A 5238-nucleotide genomic window follows, 5' to 3' on the forward strand; every position below is an offset into this window, starting at 1 on the left:
TCGTGCCGCCAGAGAACTTGCCGATCCTAAGCTGGCTCGGTATCAAACCGTCAAAATCACTGTGACGAGCCACTAGTACCTTCCCGCGGGCGGCAGTTCTCCTCGCACGCCAAACAGGCTAGAGCGGGCGAATGGACACGCACGCTTCCTCTGCCCGGATCACCGGCATCTATCGCTACCCCGTCAAGGGTCTCACGCCCGAGCCGCTGCCGCACGCAGAGCTCAAGGCCGGCGAGACGCTCCGCTCCGATCGCCGCTATGCGATCGAGAACGGCCCGAGCGGTTTCGATCCCTCGGTGCCGAAATGGCTGCCGAAGCCGCATTTCCTGATGCTGCAGCGGGACGAGTGGCTGGCGCCGCTGCGCGCCCATTTCGACGATGACAGCCATGTGCTGACGCTGCGCCGGGATGGCGCGATGGTGGCCCAGGGCGACCTCGAGACCGCGGAAGGCCGCGCGGCGATCGAACGCTATTTCGCCAATCGTCATACCGGCCAGATCAAGGGCCCGCCCAAGGTGCTGGTCAGCCCCGGGCACAGTTTCTCCGATGTGCCGCGCAAGGTGGTCTCGATCATCAATCTGGCCAGCCTGCGGGCGATCGAGGAGATGGTGCAGGCGCCGGTCCATCCGCTGCGCTTCCGCGCCAACCTCTATGTCGAAGGCTGGCCGGCCTGGCATGAAGCCAGCCTGCTCGACCAGACCATCGCGATCGGCAGCGCCCGGGCCAGGGTGGTGAAGCGCATCACCCGCTGCGCCGCGGTCAATGTCGATCCCGATACCGGCGCGCGCGACCTCTCGGTGCCGAACACGCTGATGCAGCGTTTCGGCAACAATGAGTGCGGCATCTATGCCGAGATCATCAGCGATGGCGGCGCCGCCGTCGGCGACACGATTGCCGCTGAGGAACCTGTAGCGTCGTAGGCCGGGCAAGGCGCGTGCGCGCCCTGCCCCGCTTTCGAGCGATCAGTTGGTCGGCATCACATAGGCGTAGATGCGGCCGCGCGAGACCCGCGTCTCGCGGACGCGGTGGCCGCTGTTGCCCGAGATCATGATCGGATTGCCCTTGGCATCGACGCCGGTGATGATGCCGACATGGCCCCCGCCGCGGCGGCTCATCACGGCGATGGCGCCGACCTGCGGTCCCGAAACGCGCGTGCCGTATTTGGCGAACGAGCTCGCCATGTCGGAGCCGGTGCCGCGATGGCCGGTGTGCTGCAGCACCATGTTCATGAAGCGTGCACACCACAGGCTGGAGCGGCCGGTCGGATTGCCGCCGAGATAGCGGCGCGCCTCGGCCACGATGCCGGACGAGCCGAAGTCGCCTGCCGCGCTGACGCCGCCGGTATTGGGCACGGGGTCAGCGCTGCCGGGCAACGGCGCTGCGTTGGTTTCGATGATCCCGCCCGGCTGCGCGAGTGCGCGACGCTCGGCGCGCGACAGCCGCGCTGCGTGCCGATAGTGATGACGGGCATAGTGACGCGCGTGATGGCCGGCATGGGCCGAATGCGCGTGACGTGAATGATGCGAACGGGCGGAGGCCGGAGCGGCGGAGATCACGGCGAGAGTGAGCGAACACAGAGCCAGCGCCAAAACACGAAGCGACCGGCGACACGCAAGCAACTGAACCATACTTCACTAGATCCTCTGTAACGCCCCCCAATTCCCCGTCGCGTTCCCGGGGGAACACGGCGGTGGTTTTGAAAATCGGGATGGCGCGAGGAAGATTTCATGCGGCGTTGCGGGAACAATTTCTGGGTCATTCCGCGATGATTCGATGACGAGAAAGGAACCGGAACTGCCGCATTGCGGCCTCGAAAATTAACTGCAAATCTGGAGGCGGCCAACGAGAGGAGAATTTCAATGCCCTACGCCATGACGAAAGATCATGTCCGCCTCTACTTCGAAGAGGCCGGCAGCGGAACCCCGATCATCTTCCTGCACGAGTTCGCCGCGGATCACACCAATTGGGAGCCGCAGATGCGCTATTTCGCGCGCGGCCACCGCTGCATCGCCTATTCGGCGCGCGGTTACACGCCGTCCGACGTGCCTGCGAGTGCCGACGTCTACACCTACCAGCACTTCTATATCGACGCGCTCGCCGTGCTCGACCATCTCGGCATCACCAAGGCGCATTTCGTCGGGCTCTCGATGGGCTCCTATTCGTCGCTGCAGATCGCCCTCAACGCGCCGGAGCGCGCGCTGTCGATGACGCTGGCCGCGGTCGGCTCCGGCTCGAGCCTCGAGCATCTCGATGCCTTCCGCGCGCAGTGCCGTGCCAATGCCGAGCAATACGAGAGCATCGGCGCGGTCGAGGTCGCCAAGGTGACGCGCGAAGCGCCGAGCCGGATTCCGTTCCTGGTCAAGGATCCGCGCGGCCACGCCGATTTCTACGCCGCGCTCGCCCGCCACGACGCCAGAGGCTCAGCCAACACGATGCGCAGCTTCCAGGGCGGCAGGCCCTCGATCTACACCATGACCGACGCCATCAAGCGCGCCGCGACGCCGGCGCTGATCCTGTGCGGCGACGAGGACGACAATTGCATCGCGCCCAGCATGTTCCTGAAGCAGCATCTGCCGGCCGCCGGCCTCTCGTTCTTCCCGAAGTCGGGCCACGTGCTCAACCTCGAGGAGCCGGCGCTGTTCAACGAGATGGTCGAGCGCTTCATCGCGCTGGTCGAGGCCGGCCGCTGGCCGGTACGCGATCCGCGGTCGCTGGTGGCGGCGCCGGTGTAGTCCTGTCATTCCGGGGCACGCGAAGCGTGAACCCGGAATCTCGAGATTCTGGGTTCACGCTTCGCGTGCCCCGGAATGACGCCATGACGTCACTTCGCCTGCCCTCCCCGGCTGAGCAGGAACACGCCCTGCTCGCCGAACATGTTCCACACCCACCACGGCAGGTTGAGCGGCACCGGACGGCCGTAGAGATCGAGCGCCACCGCGCGCTCCATCTTGACGTTGATCTCCTCACAGAGCTGCACGAAATCCTTGATGGTGCAGAAGTGGATGTTCGAGGTGTCGTACCAGCTCGCCGGCAAATTCTCGGTGCGCGGCATGTGGCCGCCGATCAGAAGCTGCAGCCGCATCTTCCAGAACCCGAAATTCGGAAACGAGACGATGGCGCGCTGGCCAATCCGCAGCAGATTCTCCAGCACCACCTTGGGCTGCCGCGTCGCCTGCAAGGTCTGCGACAGGATCACGTAGTCGAACGCATCGTCGGGATAGTTGACGAGATCGGTGTCGGCATCGCCCTGCACCACGGCGAGCCCCTTGGCGACGCAGCCATTGACACCCTCGCGCGACAGCTCGATGCCGCGGCCGTCGATGCCGCGGCTTTCCAGCAGTTGCAGCAATTCGCCGTCGCCGCAGCCGACATCGAGCACGCGCGAGCCCGGCCGCACCATGTCGGCGACCAGCAGATGATCGGTGCGATAGCCGCCGGTCCGCTCCGGCGCGATACCCGGCAAGGGCAATGTCTGCTGCATGCTCATGACCGGCCGCCGTCCTTCAGGCCGCGCGCCTTGGCTGCGGCCAGCAGGAAGGCACGGGAGATCTCGAGGAATTCCGGCACGTCGAGCAGGAAGGCGTCGTGGCCCTTGTCGGTCTCGATCTCGGCGAACGACACCCGCGCGCTCGACGCGTTCAGCGCATGCACCAGCGCGCGCGATTCCGAGGTCGGAAACAGCCAGTCGCTGGTGAACGACACCACGCAGAACCGGGTCTGGATGCCGGTGAACGCCTTCGCCAGCACGCCGTTGTGGTCGGCGGCGATGTCGAAATAGTCCATCGCGCGGGTCAGATAGAGATAGGAGTTGGCGTCGAAGCGCTCGACAAAGGACGAGCCCTGGTAGCGCAGATAGCTCTCGACCTGGAAATCCGCATCGAACGAGAAGGTCGGCAGCTCGCGGTCCTGCATCCGCCGTCCGAACTTGCGGTGCAGCGCGGCGTCCGAGAGATAGGTGATGTGCGCGGCCATCCGCGCCACCGCCAATCCGCGGTGCGGATGGGTGTCCTCGTCGACATAGCGGCCGCCGCGCCAGTCCGGATCGGCCATCACGGCCTGGCGGCCGAGCTCGTGGAACGCGATGTTCTGCGCCGAGTGGCGCGTCGAGCAGGCGATCGCGAGCGTCGAGAACACGCGCTCCGGATAGGCCGCGGTCCATTGCAGCACCTGCATGCCGCCCATCGAGCCGCCGACCACGCAGAACAGCGTCGTGATGCCGAGACGATCGATCAGCATCGCCTGCGCACGCACCATGTCGGGAATGGTGATGATCGGGAAATCGAGTCCCCACACCTTGCCGGTCGCGGGGTTCAACGACGCAGGGCCGGTCGAGCCCATGCAGCCGCCGATCACATTGGAGCAGATGATGAAGTACTTGTCGGGATCGATCGGCCGGCCGATGCCGACCATGGTCTCCCACCAGCCGGGCTTGCCAGTGACGGGATGGATGTTGTTGACATGCTGATCGCCGGTCAGCGCGTGGCAGACCAGGATCGCGTTGGAGCGGTCGGCATTGAGCTCGCCATAGGTCTGGTAGGCGATCTGGAATGGTGCGAGATCGACGCCGCAATCGAGCTTGAGCGGCTGGTCCATCCCGAACTTCGCCACCAATGACGACGGATGGTCGGCCTCATGGGCGCGATCATCGCTCGGGGTTTGTGGGCTCGGTATCGGACGCACGTTGCTCATCTAGGCGACCCTGCCTCCGCGCGGGAGGGCTCGACGGACCTCAGGCCAATAAAAAACCCGGCCTGAACAAAGGTTCGGCCGGGAGCTGATAAGGTCCCCGGCCTGTTTAGCGAGTTGTTTAACGTGGCTGCAAGCCGGCCGGCTCAAATGACCACGGGACGCAGGGAACGTAGTCCCCACGCCCCCCGCCGTCAAGACAGCCCTGCCCACGGCCAATTGGTTAACCGAATGCGCAAGGCACGCCTGCGACGTTTCTCTTTGCTTTCGCTGCCCGTCTTTCCTAATCAGGGACCCTGTCCGACGCGGCACCGGGCCGCCCCGACGACAAGGTTTGAGAGCATGTCCAACCCACCCCCGTCGCCGCCCTCGCTGCAGGATCTGCGCAAGGAGATCGATGCGATCGACGAGCAGGTACACCGCCTGTTGATGGCGCGCGGCGACATCATCGACCGCCTGATCCAGGTCAAGAAGACCCAAGTCGGATCGTAGCCATGTCGTTCTGTGAGCCAAGGAGTTGAGTGTTATAGTTGTCTTCCTAAGACCGCTTGG

General features: G+C 65.1%; 6 protein-coding genes and 1 riboswitch. Of the genes, 3 read left to right on the plus strand and 3 right to left on the minus strand.

Features of this window, described 5'->3' with window-relative positions:
- The first annotated feature begins 131 nt into the window (after nt 1–131).
- Nucleotides 132–920, plus strand: coding sequence for an MOSC domain-containing protein (locus tag Q2M23_RS43080; protein ID WP_316399441.1), 789 nt, complete (start codon nt 132–134; stop codon nt 918–920).
- Nucleotides 921–962: 42 nt separating this feature from the next.
- Here Q2M23_RS43080 and Q2M23_RS43085 read toward each other — a convergent pair whose 3' ends face one another.
- A complete protein-coding gene (locus tag Q2M23_RS43085; RefSeq protein ID WP_316399442.1) occupies nt 963–1628 on the minus strand; it encodes a TIGR02594 family protein in 666 nt (221 codons plus the stop codon).
- A 231-nt stretch (nt 1629–1859) separates the two neighbouring features.
- Here Q2M23_RS43085 and Q2M23_RS43090 point away from each other — a divergent pair, with 231 nt between their 5' ends.
- Nucleotides 1860–2732 carry an alpha/beta hydrolase gene (locus tag Q2M23_RS43090; protein WP_316399443.1) on the plus strand — a complete coding sequence of 291 codons (873 nt, stop codon included), beginning with the start codon at nt 1860–1862 and terminating at the stop codon, nt 2730–2732.
- Nucleotides 2733–2821: 89 nt separating this feature from the next.
- Here the strand turns inward: Q2M23_RS43090 and metW are convergent, their stop codons facing one another.
- Together metW and Q2M23_RS43100 are read right to left on the minus strand one after the other, a co-directional pair.
- A complete protein-coding gene (gene metW / locus Q2M23_RS43095) occupies nt 2822–3487 on the minus strand; it encodes a methionine biosynthesis protein MetW (protein ID WP_316399444.1) in 666 nt (221 codons plus the stop codon).
- Entirely contained in the window at nt 3484–4689 is a 1206-nt protein-coding gene (locus Q2M23_RS43100; protein WP_253625369.1) for a homoserine O-acetyltransferase MetX, read from the minus strand. Before Q2M23_RS43100 ends, metW begins: the two co-directional genes overlap by 4 nt.
- Before the next feature lie 85 nt (nt 4690–4774).
- A riboswitch (SAM riboswitch) is annotated at nt 4775–4854 on the minus strand.
- A gap of 174 nt (nt 4855–5028) precedes the next feature.
- Between Q2M23_RS43100 and Q2M23_RS43105 the strand changes: the two genes are divergently transcribed.
- Nucleotides 5029–5178, plus strand: coding sequence for a hypothetical protein (locus tag Q2M23_RS43105; RefSeq protein WP_316399445.1), 150 nt, complete (start codon nt 5029–5031; stop codon nt 5176–5178).
- Nucleotides 5179–5238: the final 60 nt, after the last annotated feature.

The sequence above is a fragment of the Bradyrhizobium sp. 33ap4 genome, assembly GCF_032654765.1.
Taxonomy (GTDB): domain Bacteria; phylum Pseudomonadota; class Alphaproteobacteria; order Rhizobiales; family Xanthobacteraceae; genus Bradyrhizobium; species Bradyrhizobium australafricanum.

Coding starts and splice junctions, on each gene's coding strand:
- Q2M23_RS43080 (WP_316399441.1), top strand. CDS start 132: ATGGACACGCACGCTTCCTCTGCCCGGATCACCGGCATCTATCGCTAC.
- Q2M23_RS43085 (WP_316399442.1), bottom strand. CDS start 1,628: ATGGTTCAGTTGCTTGCGTGTCGCCGGTCGCTTCGTGTTTTGGCGCTG.
- Q2M23_RS43090 (WP_316399443.1), top strand. CDS start 1,860: ATGCCCTACGCCATGACGAAAGATCATGTCCGCCTCTACTTCGAAGAG.
- metW (WP_316399444.1), bottom strand. CDS start 3,487: ATGAGCATGCAGCAGACATTGCCCTTGCCGGGTATCGCGCCGGAGCGG.
- Q2M23_RS43100 (WP_253625369.1), bottom strand. CDS start 4,689: ATGAGCAACGTGCGTCCGATACCGAGCCCACAAACCCCGAGCGATGAT.
- Q2M23_RS43105 (WP_316399445.1), top strand. CDS start 5,029: ATGTCCAACCCACCCCCGTCGCCGCCCTCGCTGCAGGATCTGCGCAAG.